Origin of the sequence: Erysipelatoclostridium sp. DFI.2.3, assembly GCF_019132535.1 — a bacterium.
In the GTDB taxonomy this organism is placed as follows: domain Bacteria; phylum Bacillota_I; class Bacilli_A; order Erysipelotrichales; family Erysipelotrichaceae; genus Clostridium_AQ; species Clostridium_AQ innocuum.
Genome location: NZ_JAHOOJ010000016.1, coordinates 34134 through 53398, shown reverse-complemented (window position 1 = coordinate 53398; position 19265 = coordinate 34134). Strand labels below are relative to the sequence as shown.

Sequence of the window (19265 nt, the reverse complement as noted above, 5' to 3'; positions counted from 1 at the left end):
CTGTCTGTATGCCAAAGCCGGACAGCCCTTACACCGCATATGGAAGGAGAATAAAAACATGTAAGCGTACATAATATGCACTGCTTACATGTTCAATTTATAACACATTTCCGTTTGTTGCGATCACATTCCGATACCACCAGTAAGAATCCTTCGGATACCGTTTCCGTGTCCCGTGTCCTGCATCATCCTGATCGTTGTAAATGAAACCATAGCGTTTCTTCATTTCACTCGTTCCGGAGGATACCATATCAATCGGGGACCAGGCACAATAAGCGAAGACATCCACACCGTGCTGTACTGCTTTTTGTAAGGCACGGATATGCTCCTTGATATAGTCGATACGATAATCATCATGAAGCTTATGTTCAGAATCCAATTCTTCTATTTGTCCGAATCCGTTTTCCGCAATCATCAGGGGCTTCCCATATCGGTCCCAGTAGTTTAAAAAGCAGTCGTATAAGCCAAGCGGGTTTATCGTCCATCCCCATGGATTCGCCTTCAGATATGGATTTAACTCCGCATTTCCGATTGCCATTGTATTTTTCTCATAGCTTACCACATTGGAATTATAGTAGCTTATCGCAAGAAAATCCAGCGTATTGTTTTTCAGAAGCGTCAGCTCCTTTTCATCCGCATGGATCGCTATGCTGTTATCCTTGAAATAACGAAGTGCATAACCCGGATATTCTCCGCGCAGCTGCACATCCGCAAAGAAGAACATCGTCATCTGATTTTTCTCAGTTGCGAACACAACATCCTCCGGTTTACAGGTCATGGGACTGACATAGAAATCCGCGAGCATAGCACCAAAGCGAAAGGCCGCATTGATCGTTCTTCCGATCTCTCTGATTTTCGCACAGGCGATAAATTTATGATGGACTCCCTGCCATTTTACTGCCTCCACATCCTCAACGGTGTCCTTAATGACACCGATTGAGCTTAGTCCGACTCTTGTCAGATTGATTTGATTTACAGGAATCCAATAGGTGACCTTATGCTGATAGCGTTTCATGATAAGCGCAGCGTATTCCACAAACAAATCAACCACATGGGGATGCAGAAATCCATTATATTTCAATGCAAGATCGACCGGCATATCATCATGATATAAGGTCACAATGGGTTCTATATCCATTTCCTTTAAGATATTGAGGAGCTGATCATAAAATAAGAGACCTTTCTCACTTGGCTTTTCTTCTGCACCGTCCGGATAAATTCTTGCCCAGCTGACGGAAAAACGAAAGCACTTGATCCCCATGTCCTTTAAAAGCTTTATATCGTCGCGAAAGCGATGATAGAAATCAATTCCTGTCTTTTTAGGAAATATATAATCCTGCGGATGCTCTATGCGATCCATGATTTCCTGCAGGGAAAGATCTCCCTTAACCTTTGCCTTATCATGGGGATCATAATTTTGAAGATCCGCAACGGTCAGCGCACGGTCGCTATCTCCTTCCGCCTGCTTGGCACTGATGGCAGCACCCCATAGAAAATCTTTGGAAAATGAATCCTGCATCCTATCTTTATGAAGCTCTACAATGTTCATACGCAGCTCCTTTCTTTTGAAAACACATCATTTGACGGTGCCTCTGCCTGTATAGAAATTTTCAAATATGGTAATCATTTTCTCTGTGAGATTCACTTCACTCATAATGGTCATAAGGGTGTCCTGTGCATGTGTGAACAGAAGGCACGATGTATACTGTTCACCGGCGGCTTCTGCCTGAATGATTTCCGTCTGTCCCTGATGTGCCCTTGTGATATCCTCTCTCGCTTCTCTGATTTTTTCCTTTGCACGCTCAAAATCAAATGACGCGATACCATCCAAAGCTTCATTGGCTTTTGTTCTCGCATTTCCTGCATGCATAATAATCGACATGGATACAGGAATCAAGCGATTATTTTCATCCATGAAAATCCTCCTTTCCTATAATGGTTTCTTAACCGTCTCTTTTTCCTGTTCCTCTTTTACCAGCTGTTTATCATATTTCATCAGGAACGGGTACCAAATCAAAGCATAGATTGCGAATAGGATAAAGAACCAGAAGAAGGCCCGGTAGTCATCGGTTGTCAGCCATGTACAGATCGGTGCAGGGATACGGGAAATATTATTCACACCGGCTGGAATATTCAGGAAGCCTGCTCTCATGATGAACCAGATGATCAATGCACCTACAACGGAATTCATCCACATCGGAATCATCAGCAGGGGGTTGAAAACGATCGGAGCTCCGTAAACCAGCGGCTCATTGATATTAAAGACGGATGGTGCCAAACAGATTTTTCCCATCGTTTTCAGCTTCTTTGACTTACATTTAAACAGCATCAGGAAATTCAGCGGCAGGGTTCCTCCCAAGCCTCCCATCGCAATCAGGGCAGTTGTGAATATCGTTTCGGTTGTGACGATGTGGATCGGCTGACCGCCTGCGAGAGCAAGCTCGGCATTGGCGGCTATACCTGCCATCAGAATAGGCTTTACAATGGCATTTAAGGACCATGCGGAAATACCAACCGAGTACAGTAATACATACAGGAAACAGATAATTACAAAGCCGGGCAGAGATTGTCCGATGTCCACGATCGGCTGGAAAACCATATTGATAAAGCCGACAAGATCAAAGCCCAGAGTAAACACCGTGATACCGAAGACTAAATAGATCAATGTCATTGGTATGATATTATTGATCCACTCACATACAAAGTCCGGCATGGATGCACTGTTCTCCAGTACATGCAGCTTTGCATAAAAATGGAAAATCACCATGACGATCAAAGCTACTATAATGGCGATAAACAGACCGCTTCCCCCCAGAAAGTTAATATCTGTAATCGTTAATTCTGTTTTCCCTGTCGCTGCATTCTTCACCAGCGTAGCCATTGTCGGGCAAAGGGCCATCAGAAATACAGTAAGGGAAGTCAGTCCTGCTGTTATTGTATATTTCGGATGATCCAGTTCCACCATACCGAAGTATGCGACCATAAAGGATACAATCAGGGACATCATTCCGAAGCTGAAGGTATTCACAAAGCTCATATCCGGTAGGGACGGTATTTATCGGACAAATACGTTATAGATGGATACGACGGATCCAACCAGAATGAAAGGTAATATCTTCTGCATTGCACTTGCGACTGCCCCAACCCATGGATTACTGAATATTTTTTGCATCCCCGGTGCCAGCTTGTCTGTAAACCAGCTCATAATTTGATTCATACTAGGTTCCTCCTCTAATGTTTTATACTTTATACTTTTCTAAGGTATCCACTGCCAGCTGGAGTAAGGCCTTGCCATCCAGCATGGAATAGATTTCTTCCGGAATGACGATAACCGGTATGTTATAAGGGGCTGCCATGTCCTCGAATGCCTTCAGTCGGAATTCATAATGTGGTCCAATACAAAGGATATCCATTTTTGATAGATACTGCGTTACCTCACTTTCACTTTTTGCCTCAATTGTTGCGTTTACTTTTGACTTCTTCGCAGCCGCTCTTGCTTTCTGTGCAAGAAATCCCGAGGAGAGCCCTCCTCCGCAGCAAAGATAAATATGTAGCTGTGCCATTTCCATGACCTCCTTTTTCTGTAAGCGTTTGAACCTTACAGCCTTATTAAACCATGTTCCAGTTTGGGTCTCAACTCAATATCTGCACTGTGCAGATGCGTGAATTGCACGGTGCAATTTTCCAGTTTCCAATCCCTTGAAAAGCCGCTATAATATAATTAAGAATTCAAAAATAAGGATGTGATCGCATGAAAAGAAAACAGGAAGATCTTATTCGCTATCTGTATGAGCATGAAGAAAAGCTGACCTCTGAAACATTATCCAAAGCTCTTTCGTTATCAATCAGAACTATCAAATCCTATATTGCCGAGTTGAATCTCAGCTATCCGGGCCTCATCCTTTCCAGTAATCGCGGGTATACGATTCACAAGCAAAAAGCATCTGTCCTGCTTCAATACAAGGATGATATCCCACAGGACTATGAAGGCCGCTGTATTTACCTGATAAAAAAGCTGTTGCTTGAAAAACAGCATCAGCTTGATATTTTTGATCTCTGTGATGAATTATTCATCAGCTATTCCACCCTTAAAAATGATATATATAAAATGAATACCAGCTTTGCCCATTTTCAAATCACATTCTCCTGTGTAGATAATAAAATAGATATCAGAGGTACGGAGAAAAACAAAAGAAGGCTCATCACGCATGTCATGTCGGAGGAAGCGAGTGGGAATTTTCTGGATCTGTCCTTCCTGCAGGAAAGCTTTCCTGCATATGATATAGAAGAAGCCTGTATACTGATAAAGCAGGTGTTTCATAAATATCATTATTATATCAATGATTTCTCCTTTATCAATCTGATTCTTCATGTGACCATCATGATCAGCAGAATGCACAGTGGAAACCATATCCCTGGCAATCGTGAATACCATTCTATTGACGGTTTGAAAGAAAAGCCTATCATTGATGAGCTGTGTATGACGCTGGAACAGATTTTTGATGTAACCTTTACGAGCAGTGAAAAATTTGAAATCTATATATTGTTTAAAACAAATGCCAATTATCATGCTCAGGATCAGATGGAGGAGCTTTCCAAGGTTGTTTCGGAAGATATTCTTTCCTTATCCCATCAATTGATTCAAAGTATAGACCGGCATTTCTTTGTGAATCTCATGTCTGACAGCTTTCTGACGCCCTTTGCACTGCATTTAAAAAATCTGAAGAATCGTCTTGAACAGCACAGCATCATGAAAAATCCAATGCTGGAGTCTATCAAAATATCCTGTCCCACGATTTACGATATAGCAACGTTCATGGCGTATCAGCTGATGCAGACATTTCAACAGGAAATCAGCGAGGATGAAATCGCCTTTCTTGCATTGCATGTAGGTACGGAAATCGAGCGCCAGAAAAAAGCAGAAACCAGAGTTTCCTGTGTGATTTTATGCCCGGAGTATCTGAACATCGGGAAGCTGCTGTATAACAAAATGCTAATGAACTTTGGCGAACAAATCAATATTCAGAAGCTGATATCCTTTGAACGTGCCATTGAGCATGAGGTCTTTGATCTCTTGATTACGACGATACCGCTTCCCGAATCCCCGGAATATCTGACGGTATTGCTTCCGCCGCTTCCGATGAATTATGATAAAAACAAGATTATGAAGGCTATCACCCGAATTGAAAATACAAAGAAGAGCCGGATTCTTGCGGATAATATCGATTTTTATTTTAATGAGGACCTGTTCTATTTCAAAGAGAAGCCTACAGGAAAAGAGGAAACAATCAATGAGCTGGCAGATCAGATGATATCGCTTGGTTATGTGCATGCGGATTTCAAAGACGAGGTATGGAAGAGAGAGCGGGCCAGTTCCACTGCGTTTATGAATATCGCAATACCACACCCGATGAAAATGAGTGCCTATAAAACAAGCGTTGCTGTGGTTGTCTGTCCAAAAGGCATGGAATGGACCAATCAGCACATCGTCAATGTTGTGTTTATGATTGCGTTTAATAAAATCGACAATAAGCACTTTCATGATCTTTATGAATCTTTGATCCTTCTCTTTAATAAGCAGGAGGTTATCGCAGAAATAAAAAAATGCAGGAATTTTGAAGATTTCAAGCAGATTGTTATAAAAAACTATATTAAATACAGCTGAACCGGACAGTAACGGCCGACGCAATGCTTTTATAGAACTGTTCTATGACCGCCATCGCTTTACTATTCGCTCAGACTGTAAGAATGCATGCGAAACAGCAGGACGCGAGGTTGCAATTCCTGCTCTCTATGTTACGATATATATGGAAAAGGATGGAGGGTATCATATGAAAAAAATATTGCTTCTGTGTCTGGTGTTTCTCTGCCTGGGCAGTTTTACCGCATGCAGTAAAGCCGGGAATACAGCCACTGCGGATGGTCAGGAACAAAATCTGGAGGAAAGCGATTTTTCAAAGCTGGTGAAGGATGACAACATATTGAAGGTTTCATCGAAGGATACGGATATCACAGTGAAGCTTGGATCTGTTCCAAAGGATCTGGTTGTGAGCGGGGAGCTTCTGGATGCTTCCGGAAAGCCGCTGTACCATCATGTGGTGAAGATTTCATTTCAGGAAAAAGACGGAAATATCGTCTTCCAGAATGAAGCGCTGCTTCTAAGTGCTGTAAGCAGTGATTCGGATATTTTAAAGAAGAGTCTGCTTGCCTATCGTATTCACAGTGAAAGTGAGAGTATGGACTGGCATCTTCTTGTGCAGCTGCAGGATGTATAGCCTAATCGATTATACATAAGAAAAGCTTATCTTTTATATAGCATGGATTAGCTTCTTTTTTCTATTCTAAGAGCCTGCCTTCTGCAGCTTTTTCTTTGCTTTTTTATCCTTGATCTTATTCACAAGATGCTTCCAGTTCGGCAGGTAATCCCCCTCCTGCTGTTCCTTCTGTTTACGAACCTTTCGCTTTTGCTGGATATCCTTGTTCTGTATCCAGCTTTTGACAAAGCGCAGGTATTCCCTTGGATTGCCAAGACTGAAATCCCCGTGCGTATAATTCATCAGCATGAAAATCTGTGCATCACCTAGTACCTCTTTCAGTAGATCGGCACTTTTTTTCATACTCTTCTTCTCACGCTGTCCGACCAGAATTGCTGTTTTACATGTAGCCTGCGCCAGATTTTCGGGAAGCTGAAAGGTACTGACTGCATGGTGTATGCTTTTCAGGTTTTCCTTTGTCATTGCCTGATAATTTTGATAATAATCCTCAAAGGCAAAATCATCATTGAAAACAGTGTAGTACATGAATTTATTGAACCATTTTTTTCTTGCCAGTGCATTTGTGTAGATGCCGGCATAGGCACTCCAGCTCTGCAGCTTTACCGGCTGCATCATCGCACTTTCAATCATGGCGTATTCGCACAGATCCGGCTTCATAGACAGCATGGAAACGGCAATCTGCGCACCTAGTGAAAATCCTGACAGCACCTGGATATGCCCGTTATAATACTCCTGAAGATAGGTAAGCAGCTCCTCTGCACATTGCTGTATACTGATGAATGGTTTCTGAGCTTCACTTCCATGTCCGTCTAAGACGGGGACGATGAGGGTGTAATCTTTTTTCAGCTCCCGTATTTCTTCCTGAAAGCTGAAGGCGGAAAGGCATTCTCCGTGGATATACATATAGACCGGTTTGTTTTTCTGAACATAGGTTTTAAATTGCATGATGACCAACCTCACTTTATGCTTCCATTATACGATAGGAAACCGTTTTCAGCTGATTAACTTCTTGCGGAGTCTTTTGCAGAAAATTAACCTTTGCATTTTGACATATTTTCTATATGATATATGGTGAGGTAGATAGCTAATGAATAAACGTGCACGAGAAATCATTTTCTGGATAATGGAAAAGCGGGATTATCAGGAAACCTGTACCATCAATGATCTGATGGACAAATTCAAGGTATCGGAACGAACGATTCGCTATGATCTGGAGGGAATCACGGATTTTCTTCTGGAAAACAAGCAGAAGCCGATTCAGCTTTGTGAGCATGGCGTGATTGAGCTGCAGAAGGATACCGATGCCATTCGTATGCTGCTGGGACAGAATGATTTTTATTCCTTCAAGCTGAGCAAGGAGGAACGCATGCATATGATTCTGTATCTGATAGCGAATACGGGGGAGCATGTAACCCTGCAGCAGCTGGCGGATATTCTTTTTGTATCCCGTTCCACAATCATTCATGATGTGGATGATGTACGCAAGAGCATTCAGAAGCAGGATCTGGAAATCGTATCCCTTCGCAGAGGTCTGCGTATTCAGGGCAGGGAGAGCAGCCGCCGGATTATGCTGATGCATCTGCTGCGCCTGCCGTATGTGCAGCAGTATCGGATTTCAGAATATAAAGATATGATGTCCCCACAGGATTTGGAAAGCCTGAAGCGTATGATCAAGGATGCGGAAATATCAAGCAGCCGTTTTTTAACTGACGGTTCCTTTGAAGATTTGCGGCAGTATCTAATGCTTATGATTGAACGCTACCATAAGCATCGGTTTGTGGAGATCGACTATGTATCCCAACATCTGTCCACGCAGAAAATGGCAAGCCATCTGATGAACAAAATGGAGGATTATTTCGGTATGGAGCATCGGCTGCAGGAGGAATACCTGCTGGCGGATATCCTGTACAATATGCATTATCTCAAACGCAATGATGCGGATGAGAAGATCATGCAGATTCAGGTCATCTCCAAGCAGTTTATTGATGCCGTAGCGCATGATCTGAATATTGATCTGCGCAATGATTTCCAGTTTTACCAGAATCTGACCAATCATCTGCAATCCACATTTAAGGATCTGGATATGGGGTATGACAGTGACAATGAGCTTCTGTATGAAATCGTGAAGAAGAATCCGGAGGTTGTCGCAGCGATCGAGAAAAATCTGCAGCCACTGGAGCTGTTTGTACAAAGAGCCATCACCCGTGAGGAAATCGCCTATATCACCATTCATGTCTGTGCGGCAATGGAGCGCAACCGTTATCAGGGCGCGCAGTTCACGATTCTTCTTGTGTGCAACTCCGGTGTGGGAACCTCACAGCTGCTGTTAAGCCGGCTGAAAAAATACTTTCAGTTTTATGTAGCGGATGTTCTGCCGGTGCATGCACTTGCGAATTATGATGTTACAGGAATCGATCTGATCATATCAACGGTACCGCTGAAGGAGGAGCGCTGTGAAACCATCATTCTGCATCCGTATCTGAGTGATGAGGACTGCATCCTTTTGGGTGAAAAGCTGGAAACATTGAAAAGCGGTATGCACCGTGTGAATTCCAATCCGAATTTTCAGCGACTTCAGACACTGATTGCGAATTCCATTGCCATCAGCCCGCTGGATAAGGATGAAATCTATAAGAATATTATCCGGGATCTGCAATCGCATTTCTTTCCGATAGCCCCAAGTGACAAGGCAACGCTTCGTGAACTGCTTGCCGGACATATCGAGGTGGATGTGGAATGTGCAGACTGGAAGGAGGCTGTCAGAAGAAGTGCGCAGCCATTGCTGGAACAGGACTATCTGAGTGAACAGTACATCACGCAGATGATTCGCAATATTGAAACAATGGGACCGTATATCGTACTGGCACAGGGCTTTGCCTTGCCGCATGAATCGCCGGATGTCGGTGGGAGGAAGCTGGGGATGCAGCTGATTCGGCTGAAGCATCCGGTACCGTTTCATTCGCAGTTCTATGATCCGGTGGATTTTGTATGCTGTCTGTCCACGATAGATAAGGACTCGCATTTGAAGGCAATGTTTCATTTAATGAATCTGTTATCGAAAGCGGATTTCTGTGAGAATATCAGAAAGGCGAAAACCGCAGAGGAAGTATATCAAATAGTTTATGAATATGAATCCATTTTATAAACAGCTCTTTGCAGGATACTGTAGGAACGTACTACCATGCGTAAAAGGGCTCATGAAGTAGTATCACACATAAAATAAAAAGCTTTCAGAAGAGCTGCGATACGCATCTGAAAGCTTTTTTATTATTCTGCCACCAGAACTCCCGTATAGGTCGCAGCCATCGTATCCCCCGTTATATCCATACGGTTTATTTCGATACATTGCAGCTGACCATGCAGGGATAAGGAGCCGCTGTTTTCCTGAAATTGCAGCGTATCCGGAAATTCTATAAGCTCTCCCGATTTTTTGGTTATGGTAACACTGCGAAAGTGGAATGGTGCAGGAATCAGTTTCCCAACCTTTTTGTAAAGTGAATTTTCTGTCAGTTGAACCTTTGTGTCCTTTGTCACATATGCACTATCCAGCCTTACGGATACGGTTTTACCAATATCAAAGCGCTTATCAATTCCGGTTTCCTTAATTACATGTTCTTCCGATTGTGACAAGGTATTGCTCCATGGCTCCGGATTTTCTTTTGCACCGATCGGCATGGATACGGCAAGACAGGCTGCCATAAGTGCAGCACATGGTAAAAGCTTTTTCTTCATAACATTTCCTCCCTATTTTCTGTTCAGTGATTAGAACTATATCTAGTATTATACCATAGAAAATCAGATCCTCCTCATTTTTCGGGCTAATTGTAAAATGATGCATAACAATAAAATCTGAGCTTATGAAATTAAATTTGTGGTGCAGCTTTCACCACGCGGATACCGCATTGCCGATATGCCTCCAGCAGACTTTCATCCGCGTCCTGATCTGTGATAAGCGTATAGCTCTGTTCATGAGATATTGCAATGAAATCACGGCTGTTCAGCTTACTGGAATCACACAGGACATAGACCTCCTCCACAATGGAGAACAGTGTTTCCAGCAGACCGCTTTCCACCACACTGTCGGTATACAGGTTTCCCTTTTCATCTATCGCATTCACACTTAAAAAGGCCTTTGACAGCTGAAACTGTTTTAGATTTGTCTGTGCAATCGGACCGGTCAGCGTGAGGGAATTGCTGCGCAGTTCACCACCGAGCATAAAAATGGTTAATCTGGAATCCTGATACAATTCATATGCCACATTCACAGCATCGGTTACGACGGTCAATGGCAGGTAGTGCAGAAGGGCAGACGCAAACATATCCATCGTAGAGCCACTGGCAAGAAAAATACGATCATGCTCCTTCAGAAAGCCTCTTGCAATATGGGCAAGCTGCCGCTTTTTCTCTGTATGCAGCTTACGGCGCTTTGCAAACGGTGTCTGCGCATCAAAGGTTTTCTTTTCCTTTGCAATGGCACCTCCATGTGTTCGAATCAATGCTCCCATCTGTTCCAGCTCCATGAGATCACGACGAGCGGTCATGGCCACTATGTGGAAGCTTCGGCATATCGTCTGTACGTGAAGCTCTCCTTTTTCCTGCAAAAGCGCAAGTATTGCTTTCTGCCGTTCCTGTTTTGTCATTGTTATCACCTGCCTTCACTATATCATAAAATGTTCGTTTCGAACAATAAAATTAAAAAAAAGATGAAATATAAACAATAAACATGAATAGTGTTTCTGAATTTTCATTTTTGTACTATGATGAATGTGTGAAACGAACAATTAGGAGGAATGTATATGAAATGTGTTGCTGTTGGAGATATGTTTCTGTCAGAGGAGGCATTCGCTAGGGTATTGAAACATCACGCACTGTTTTGTTCCTATCAGGGCTTTTCATGGAAGGCGGATCTGGACCGTGTATCTACACGTACGCTGATTCGCAAGATTGAAACAAAGGGAAGTGAGGCATATGCAGTCGAAGGGGAATTGAAGGAGGCTATGCTGGATGCGGACGTGATCTTCGTTCATATGTGTCCGGTGGGAAAGGATATCATTGAGCAGGCACCGCACTTGAAGTATATTGTTACGGCAAGGGGCGGTGTGGAAAACATCGCGGTGGAAAGTGCAAAGAAAAAAGGAATCAGAGTTATTCACTGTCCCATGCACAACGCCTTTGCCGTTGCTGAGCTGACGGTTGGGTTAATGATCTGTGAAACACGAAATGTGACAAGAGCAGATCGCTCCCTGCGCGAGGGTATCTGGAGAGAATCCTATCCGAATACCGGATCGATACGGGAGCTTAGAAGTATGACGGTAGGTTTGATTGGCTTTGGTGCAATCGGTCAGCTTGTCGCACAGCGCCTGCAGCCGTTTGGATGCAGCATCATGGTACATGATCCCTATCTGGATGCATCTGTGATTGAGCGACTTGGCTGTATCGCGGTTGATAAGAAAACCCTGTTACAGGAAAGTGATATCGTATCCCTTCACGGTCGCATCGGACCCAATGATCCCCCAATTATCGGGCGTGAGGAATTGAAGCTTATGAAACCGGTCAGCTATCTGATCAATACGGCAAGAGCGGTACTGGTGGATATGCCGGCGCTGGAGGAGGCGCTGCAAAACGGCAGCATCATGGGGGCTGCAATCGATGTATTTCCGAAGGAGCCGCTGACTAAAGAAGATGCTGTCGTACAGCTGGATAACTGCACACTTACCAATCATCGCGGCGGGGATACTCTGGATTCCTATGAGCGCAGTCCGGAGCTGCTGCTGGAACAGCTGCAGGAGGCAGTGCAAACAGGACATACAAAATACATGATATAAGTCCTATATGATTGCCATGCACACAGAGGGCAATGTCTTATGCATGATTTAAGATAAGGATGGCTTACAGCTGCTTGCTATCCTGTGGGATATGAGAGGAGAAAACATATGAGAGTAGAAGAAACATCATTTTTAAATGAATATATTGTTATGGCGGATTATGGCGACAGACTGGGCTGGCATGAGCGCAACGGCGGGAATTTCACCTATTGGATGAAGCCGGAAAATGTTGCGGATGTAAAAGATGAATTGCACGATAAAGGGGAATGGCTGCCGATTGGTACCAATGTGGACAACCTTGCAAATGAATATTTTCTAATCAGCGGCACGGGAAAGTATTTTCACAATATGAAAAAGGATTCCCGGCATACAATAGGCATCATACAGGTTGATTCTACCGGTACAAAGTATCGTATCCGCTGGGGTCTTGAAAACGGAGGCCGTCCTACCAGTGAGCTGCCTACGCATCTTATGAATATGGCAGTCAAGGCAAAGCTTACAAATAATGAAAACCGCGTGATTTATCACTGTCACTGTCCCAATGTGATTGCACTTACCTTTCTGCTTCCGCTGAAGTCGGAAATTATCACAAGAGAGATTTGGGAGATGATGACGGAATGTCCGATCATCTTTCCTGAGGGGATCGGTGTCGTGGAGTGGATGGTACCGGGAGGTCGCGAGATTGCCGTTGTCACAAGCAGGCTGATGGAAACCTATAATGCAGTCATATGGGCACATCATGGAATGTTCTGCAGCGGCGTGGATTTTGATTCCACCTTTGGTCTGATGCATACGATTGAAAAGAGTGCCGAGATGTGGATCAAGGTGCATTCCTGCCGACAGGATAAGCTTCAGACGATTCCTGTGGAGGGCTTCCGTGATTTGCAGGAAGCGTTCCAAGTAACACTGGATGAACGTTTCCTTTACAAAAAGTAGATAAATAAAACTCCGGTCATGACCTATGTTTGACCGGAGTTTTTTCATACCGCTAACAGTTAACCTCTTTTACTTCTGAACGGACCTGTTTCTAGCCACAAGCAGTATGATGCAGGAAAGTGATGAAAGGATAGAGATAAGCAACAGAAGCCAGTACAGCATCCCATAGGAATCGAAATATTCTGTGACACTGATCATCTCATCCAGGGCGATTCCGCTCGTCCATAAGAATACCATGGAAATAGCCAGTGTCCCCAATGAGCAGAGAAGCAGAAAAGGCAATACTATTTTTTTAAAATTTGACATAAAGATCCTCCGTTTCTATTTATATAAGCTTTCGCATGCCTGCTGCGTAACTAAATGGTTGGGCATTGAACATCATCAGGTACGCAGATAGCTGCAAACAGGAAAATGATTTGATTTACAGAAGGGGAAAACCACTACCTTATCATCTACTTCCCTATGTTTATTTTACATGGAATGTAGAAAATGTAAATATGTAGGGGATGAATGGTATCTATCCGGGAGGGAACGGTCTATGTGTTATCAGAATAGGAGGAGAGCCAGTTATGCTTTTTATTTTTTACCGTTTCCTACCTAAATCGACCGCTTGTCCCAATTTTATTTACTTTTATGGTCATAATGTTTATGATGAAGACGATGATAGGTGGAGGAAGAGACAAATGAGAACATATACCTTATTGATTGTGGATGATCAGGCGGCTGCGGCAGAGCAACTGAGAAGTGGTATCGAAGGTATAAGTCCCGGTGTATTTGATATAGCGGTGATGAATGATGTACAGGCGATACAACAGATTTTTCATCAGATAGCTTTTTACACCTTAAAATGACCGAATGATACCTGTGGCATACCGCTTGTCCCAAAAGCCTTTTCATCTTTTCAAATTATGCTATTGTATATATAACGCACGAAGGACAGAAGCCGGCACCTGAATGTATCCATAAAGGAAGCCCTCCTCTATCCTGTGTGCTTCACCATATAACTGGAAACAAGGCAACACCATGCCGACAGGGAGGTACTTATGCAGCACTATACTATACTGATTATTGATGACAAAAGAGAACAGGCAAAGGAAATCAAAAAGAAAATTGAAGCCCTGCATCCCGCCTTTCATGCTGATATCGCCAATGACGCAAGCTATGCATTAAAGGGCACCTATGATGCCTATCTCAGCGATCTGATGATGCCGGTTCACTCCGGTATAGAAATCGGAAATATGATTTATAAGGAAAATCCGGATGCCATTATCATACTCATGTCCTCGCTGGATAATTTCGCCATTGAGCGCACCCAGCAGTTTTCCGCCTTTACCTTTCTTCCCAAATCCAAACTGGATCAGGAGCTTTTGCCGCTGCTTCAGCGTCTGGAACGCCGCCTGAATTACATCAATATACGCATCCATGTAAAAGAAGGGGAAAAAAGCATCGCTGTACCGATTTATAAAATCCATAAAGTGAGCGTTATAAAAAAGCAGCTCTGTCTGGACATGGGAAATACACGCTATACCTGTTCCATGCGATTGCAGGATTTTCAGCGCATATACGATGATTATTTTGTCTGTCCGAAAAACGGTCTGCTCATCAATCCGTCTTGCGGCTATTACTATGAAGCGGGGCATACACTGCAGCTGAAGGAGGAATCGATTCGTGTCAGTCTGCTGAAGCGGAAGGAATTCAAAGAAAAATACCAAAAATATTATGATAGCCTCATGTAAATCCCGGCTGTTATTCATGTCACAAAAAGACGCTGTACGCTGATACAGGGTCTTTTTCTATGGTACAGTTTGCAGTATGCCTGCTGTGCAAAGAATTCCACTGTTCAAAACTCTGCAATCCTCTGCGCAGTCTTTTACTCTTTTATGAAAGCGCTTTTTGCATTACACTGTAGGTGGATAGAAACAGCGGGATACATGAAGGGGAGGCATCCCTCATGATCGACAAAAAGGAGTATGGAAATGATTTGGGAAGACTTAGATAAAAAACTGATTCACCTACAGGCGGAAGCAGGGCATGCCAATGATATCTTTGATCAGCTGGGCACCTGCTTCATAAACGAGGGCTACAGCCGAAGCGATTATGTGGAGGCCCTGAAACAAAGAGAGGCACAGTTTCCAACCGGATTGGATATCAATGGATTCGGTGTCGCAATACCGCATACGGATGCCGGCTATGTACTGCATGAAACTGAAGGAATCATGACACTGAAGCATCCGGTAACGTTCATTCAAATGGGCAGTGATGATACACAGGTAGAGGTGAAGGTTGTCTTCATGCTGGCGATTGAGGATCCCAAAAACCACATTAAGAAGCTGCAGCAGATTCTGCGTATCATACAGGACAACGCCGTTCTGGAGAAGATCTATCAGGCCTCCAGTGCCGACGAGGTCATAGATATAGTAAAACAGAAGGAAATAGAAATAGGAGGAGAAAACTTATGAAATCAGTAAACATTCTATCAATCTGTGGTTCGGGAACCGTCACCAGCAGCATGGTGGCCGCTAAGCTGAAGGACCGTTTGTCCGAGCACGGCTATCAGGTAAGTGCTACCGAGGCAAAACCGACCGAGGCTTTAAATCTGGCGCAGTCAAAACGCTTTGACATTATCGCACACACCTCACCGCTTCCTAAGGGAGATTATGGGATTCCCTGTGTCAATGCCTTTGCCTGCATCACAGGAATGGGAGAGGACAAGTTCTTCGAGGACTTCCTCAAGGCACTGCAGTCAATAGGGAAATAGGCATTCGACTTCGCAGTACGCAGCATAATTTATAAAGGAGAGATAAACGTATGGTTATATTAGAATTTTTGAAATCGATGATTGACAACTTTGGGGCTGCGATTATCGTACCGGTCATCATCGGAATCATCGCATTGTTCTTCCGTGTCAAACCGCAGAAGGCCTTCCTTTCCGCCTTATATGCCGGAGTATCTCTGGAGGGTATTTCTCTGATGGTGGGCGCATTCACACCGATCATCACCCCGCTGGTAAAGAATATGGCGGATGCCATGGTCAACATCACCGGTGTAAATCTGAATGTATTCGATGTCGGCTGGCAGGCAACCAGTCTGGTAGCGTTCTCGACAAGTGCCGGTATGATCTATCTGGGACTCGGTATTGTATTACAGACAGTGCTGTTTCTGATCAAATGGACAAAGTGCTTCCAGCCCTCTGATTTATGGAACAACTATTCCTATATGGTATGGGGAGCCATGGTTATCTTTGCGACAGACAACTTTGCACTGGGCATCGCCTGCATGGTGCTGCTGAACCTGTATTCTCTGCTGATATCCGATATGCTGGCAAAACGCTGGTCTACGTATTATCAGTATCCAAACTGCACCATCATTGCTATGCATAACATTGAACCGGGTATTTTCGCCATTGTCTTCGATCCGATTCTGAATGCAATCGGCTTCAACAAGCTGAAGCTGAATCCGCAGACGATCCAGCAGAAAATCGGATTCATGGGGGAACCGATGACCATTGGCTTTGTATTGGGCGGTATTATCGGTATTCTGGGGAACCTGTCCAATCTTGGCTCTATGGCAGGCTGGGGATCTGTGCTGACGGCTGCTGTTGCCACGGCTGCGGTTATGGCCATCTTCCCGAAAATCACAGGGTTCTTTGCACAGGCATTTGCGCCGATCACCGAGGGTGCCCGTAAATTCATGGGCAATACCGGAGATCGCGAATGGTATATCGCCGTCAATGATGCTGTCGGCTATGGAGAGCCTGCAACGCTGACATGTGGATTGCTGCTGATGCCGGTCATGGTACTGATCGCATTCTTCCTGCCTGGCAACCAGACACTGCCGGTTGTCGATCTGGTCGCAATTCCTTATATGGTAGAGGGACTTGTTGCCGTATTCAACGGAAACATGGCAAAGGTCATCGTTACCGGTGCCATCTGGTTCAGTGTCGGCTTACTGATGTGTACGTATACAGCACCGCTGTTTACTGAGGTTGCCAAGGGCGCAGGCTATGCGATACCGGCAGGTGCTGCCATGATTACCAGCTTCAATATACTGGGAAAACCGCTGATGGGGCTGATCTTCCTCGCCTTCCTGAGCGGAAGTCCGCTATGGATCGGTGTCGCCGTCGCCGCATATGTGGTCTGCTATGCCGGATACCGCATGAAACAGAAAAACGTAGAGGAGTATCTGGAAACACAGGCAATGAAAAATGCAGAGGCGGAGGCTTAGGCTATGAATATTAATGTACAGAAATTCCGTAAGCCGTGTGCCTGCGGAAGAACACATGAAATTGTTGTAGATGATATGATTATTGAGAAGGGCGCCATACAGCGCCTTCCTCACATCATGAAAACATATTACAGTGAATACAAAACGATTGCCATGCTGTGCGATGACAATACGTATGCAGCGGCAGGAAAGCTCGTGGAGGAGCTTCTTCCCGGTATCATCACCATCCGGCTGAACCCTGAAAATCTGCATGCGGATGAGCATGGCGTGGAGGCTGCACAGAAGCAGCTGGACAAATATGCGGGAATTGACTTTCTGATTGCGGCAGGCTCAGGAACGATTCATGACATTACCCGCTATCATGCGTATGAGAAAAAGCTTCCGTTTCTGAGTATTCCAACGGCTGCCAGTGTGGACGGCTATGTTTCCACCGTTGCCGCCATGACATGGCACGGCTTTAAGAAAAGCTTTACGGCGGTATCTCCGCGCTTTGTGCTGGCGGACAGTGAAATCTTTTCAAAGGCACCGCTTCGTCTGACCGCAAGCGGCGTCGCTGATCTGCTGGGAAAATTTACGGCACTGTGTGACTGGAGAATCGCGCATGCCCTAACCGGTGAATATATCTGCGATACCGTCGTCGATATGGAATATAAGGTATTGAAGGAGCTCTGTGAGAATCTGGATGGTATCCGCAACCATGATCTGAGCGCCTATGAAAATCTGATGTATGGTCTGTTATTGAGTGGCATAGCCATGCAGATGATTGGAAACTCCCGTCCGGCATCCGGAGCGGAGCATCATATGTCCCATCTGTGGGAAATGTCCGCAATCAATGAACCGATCGATTACTATCACGGAGAAAAGGTCGGTGTCGGACTCTGTATGGCCACGGCAGTTTATAAGAAAGCAGAACAGAAGCTGCGTGCGGGAGGCTATCAGGTGAAGGATCACATGGAGCTGGAAACAGAGTTCATCAAAGCCAATATCACCAGTCCTGTCCTGCAGGAGGAGATTCTGAAGGAAAACACACCGAATCTGATGGCAGATATCACCGGGAACATGCTGAAGGAGAAGGAAGCGGATATCCTGACGATTCTCGCAGACCTGCCGGATGCCCAAACCATGATCGGATGGATGAAAAAGGTACACGGTCTGACGACGATGCAGGAGCTGACACTTGATGAGGCACTGAAAACGACAACACAGCGTCTGAGTCCGTATGTCCGTCAGCGGCTGACCTTCATGCGATTGTTGAAATTCTACGATTTCTATGATGAAATCACAGAAGGGTAGGAATCACTATGCTGGAAGAATTAAAGCAGCGTGTGCTGGAGGCGAATCTCTTGCTTCCCAAGCACGGACTGATCACCTTTACCTGGGGAAATGTATCCGGAATTGATCGTGACATGGGAATCGTCGCCATCAAACCGAGCGGTGTGGAATATGATCATATGACGGCACAGGATATCGTGCTGTGCGACCTGGATGGAAACGTGGTGGAAGGAAAGCTGAAGCCAAGCAGTGATCTGATGACGCATCTTGCATTTTATAAGAGCTTTCCCAATGTCGGCGGAGCGGTGCATACACACTCCCGCTGGGCAACCGCCTTTGCGCAGGCAGGACGAGCAATCCCTGCATTAGGGACTACGCAGGCGGATTACTTCTATGGAGATATTCCATGCACCAGACTCATGAGTGAAGCGGAAATTCACGGAGAATATGAACTGGAAACCGGACATGTGATCGTGGAAACCTTCACAAAGGGAAACCTGAATCCAGATACGATGCCGGGCGTGCTTGTACACAGCCATGGACCTTTCGCATGGGGAAAAGACCCCTTTGAAGCGGTGCATAATGCAGTTGTGATGGAAGAATGTGCTGCGATGGCATTTGTCAGCATCATGCTGCAGGACAACGCGGTACAGCCGATGCAGCAGGTATTGCTGGATAAGCATTTCAAACGGAAGCACGGTCCCAATGCCTATTATGGACAGTAGACCCTGCA

General features: G+C 44.7%; 21 protein-coding genes. 12 read left to right on the top strand and 9 right to left on the bottom strand.

The window, feature by feature from the left end:
- Positions 1-97: 97 nt before the first annotated feature.
- The 5 genes from KSZ58_RS15725 to KSZ58_RS15710 are packed head-to-tail and all read right to left on the bottom strand — an operon-like array spanning position 98 to position 3563.
- Positions 98-1549 carry a glycoside hydrolase family 1 protein gene (locus KSZ58_RS15725; protein ID WP_054344133.1) on the bottom strand — a complete coding sequence of 484 codons (1452 nt, stop codon included), beginning with the start codon at positions 1547-1549 and terminating at the stop codon, positions 98-100.
- 27 nt (positions 1550-1576) lie between these two features.
- Positions 1577-1915, bottom strand: a complete 339-nt coding sequence (locus tag KSZ58_RS15720) for a PTS lactose/cellobiose transporter subunit IIA (RefSeq protein ID WP_008819612.1) — start codon at positions 1913-1915, stop codon at positions 1577-1579.
- A gap of 15 nt (positions 1916-1930) precedes the next feature.
- Positions 1931-3037: a PTS sugar transporter subunit IIC gene (locus KSZ58_RS15715; RefSeq protein WP_224727346.1), complete on the bottom strand. Its 1107-nt coding sequence runs from the start codon at positions 3035-3037 to the stop codon at positions 1931-1933.
- 18 nt (positions 3038-3055) lie between these two features.
- Positions 3056-3217, bottom strand: a complete 162-nt coding sequence (locus tag KSZ58_RS22810) for a hypothetical protein (RefSeq protein WP_224727347.1) — start codon at positions 3215-3217, stop codon at positions 3056-3058.
- A gap of 22 nt (positions 3218-3239) precedes the next feature.
- Positions 3240-3563, bottom strand: a complete 324-nt coding sequence (locus KSZ58_RS15710; RefSeq protein ID WP_008819614.1) for a PTS lactose transporter subunit IIB — start codon at positions 3561-3563, stop codon at positions 3240-3242.
- 188 nt (positions 3564-3751) lie between these two features.
- Between KSZ58_RS15710 and KSZ58_RS15705 the strand changes: the two genes are divergently transcribed.
- Positions 3752-5665, top strand: a complete 1914-nt coding sequence (locus KSZ58_RS15705; RefSeq protein ID WP_008819615.1) for a PRD domain-containing protein — start codon at positions 3752-3754, stop codon at positions 5663-5665.
- A gap of 166 nt (positions 5666-5831) precedes the next feature.
- Positions 5832-6275, top strand: a complete 444-nt coding sequence (locus KSZ58_RS15700; protein ID WP_100933916.1) for a hypothetical protein — start codon at positions 5832-5834, stop codon at positions 6273-6275.
- Positions 6276-6341: 66 nt separating this feature from the next.
- On the opposite strand, the gene KSZ58_RS15695 is transcribed toward KSZ58_RS15700, so the two are convergent.
- Positions 6342-7220 (bottom strand): alpha/beta fold hydrolase, encoded by an 879-nt coding sequence (locus tag KSZ58_RS15695; protein ID WP_175627921.1) that lies wholly within the window; start codon positions 7218-7220, stop codon positions 6342-6344.
- A gap of 142 nt (positions 7221-7362) precedes the next feature.
- Between KSZ58_RS15695 and KSZ58_RS15690 the strand changes: the two genes are divergently transcribed.
- On the top strand, positions 7363-9420 hold the full coding sequence (locus KSZ58_RS15690; protein ID WP_055200991.1) for a BglG family transcription antiterminator: 2058 nt from the start codon (positions 7363-7365) through the stop codon (positions 9418-9420).
- A gap of 122 nt (positions 9421-9542) precedes the next feature.
- On the opposite strand, the gene KSZ58_RS15685 is transcribed toward KSZ58_RS15690, so the two are convergent.
- Positions 9543-10007: a hypothetical protein gene (locus KSZ58_RS15685; RefSeq protein ID WP_021421113.1), complete on the bottom strand. Its 465-nt coding sequence runs from the start codon at positions 10005-10007 to the stop codon at positions 9543-9545.
- Positions 10008-10138: 131 nt separating this feature from the next.
- Positions 10139-10915: a DeoR/GlpR family DNA-binding transcription regulator gene (locus KSZ58_RS15680; protein ID WP_009269635.1), complete on the bottom strand. Its 777-nt coding sequence runs from the start codon at positions 10913-10915 to the stop codon at positions 10139-10141.
- 156 nt (positions 10916-11071) lie between these two features.
- Between KSZ58_RS15680 and KSZ58_RS15675 the strand changes: the two genes are divergently transcribed.
- Entirely contained in the window at positions 11072-12100 is a 1029-nt protein-coding gene (locus tag KSZ58_RS15675; RefSeq protein ID WP_008819621.1) for a 2-hydroxyacid dehydrogenase, read from the top strand.
- Between the two features lie 108 nt (positions 12101-12208).
- On the top strand, positions 12209-13036 hold the full coding sequence (rhaD, locus tag KSZ58_RS15670; protein ID WP_217752797.1) for a rhamnulose-1-phosphate aldolase: 828 nt from the start codon (positions 12209-12211) through the stop codon (positions 13034-13036).
- Between the two features lie 69 nt (positions 13037-13105).
- Here rhaD and KSZ58_RS15665 read toward each other — a convergent pair whose 3' ends face one another.
- A complete protein-coding gene (locus KSZ58_RS15665; RefSeq protein ID WP_175627924.1) occupies positions 13106-13342 on the bottom strand; it encodes a hypothetical protein in 237 nt (78 codons plus the stop codon).
- A 263-nt stretch (positions 13343-13605) separates the two neighbouring features.
- On the opposite strand from KSZ58_RS15665, the gene KSZ58_RS15660 reads away from it, so the two are divergent.
- The 7 genes from KSZ58_RS15660 (at position 13606) to KSZ58_RS15630 (ending at position 19257) form a co-directional block, all read left to right on the top strand.
- Positions 13606-13887 (top strand): hypothetical protein, encoded by a 282-nt coding sequence (locus tag KSZ58_RS15660; RefSeq protein ID WP_009269633.1) that lies wholly within the window; start codon positions 13606-13608, stop codon positions 13885-13887.
- A 192-nt stretch (positions 13888-14079) separates the two neighbouring features.
- The gene (locus tag KSZ58_RS15655; RefSeq protein ID WP_008819625.1) at positions 14080-14772 is read left to right on the top strand and encodes a LytTR family DNA-binding domain-containing protein; all 693 of its coding nucleotides are present in this window, start codon (positions 14080-14082) and stop codon (positions 14770-14772) included.
- Positions 14773-15012: 240 nt separating this feature from the next.
- The gene (locus tag KSZ58_RS15650; protein WP_002607966.1) at positions 15013-15495 is read left to right on the top strand and encodes a PTS sugar transporter subunit IIA; all 483 of its coding nucleotides are present in this window, start codon (positions 15013-15015) and stop codon (positions 15493-15495) included.
- Positions 15492-15794: a PTS sugar transporter subunit IIB gene (locus KSZ58_RS15645; RefSeq protein WP_002607967.1), complete on the top strand. Its 303-nt coding sequence runs from the start codon at positions 15492-15494 to the stop codon at positions 15792-15794. Before KSZ58_RS15650 ends, KSZ58_RS15645 begins: the two co-directional genes overlap by 4 nt.
- A gap of 50 nt (positions 15795-15844) precedes the next feature.
- Positions 15845-17260 carry a PTS galactitol transporter subunit IIC gene (locus KSZ58_RS15640; RefSeq protein ID WP_009269631.1) on the top strand — a complete coding sequence of 472 codons (1416 nt, stop codon included), beginning with the start codon at positions 15845-15847 and terminating at the stop codon, positions 17258-17260.
- Positions 17261-17263: 3 nt separating this feature from the next.
- Positions 17264-18553, top strand: coding sequence for a sn-glycerol-1-phosphate dehydrogenase (locus tag KSZ58_RS15635; RefSeq protein WP_009269630.1), 1290 nt, complete (start codon positions 17264-17266; stop codon positions 18551-18553).
- An 8-nt stretch (positions 18554-18561) separates the two neighbouring features.
- On the top strand, positions 18562-19257 hold the full coding sequence (locus KSZ58_RS15630) for an L-ribulose-5-phosphate 4-epimerase (RefSeq protein WP_008819629.1): 696 nt from the start codon (positions 18562-18564) through the stop codon (positions 19255-19257).
- The last annotated feature ends 8 nt before the right edge of the window (positions 19258-19265 follow it).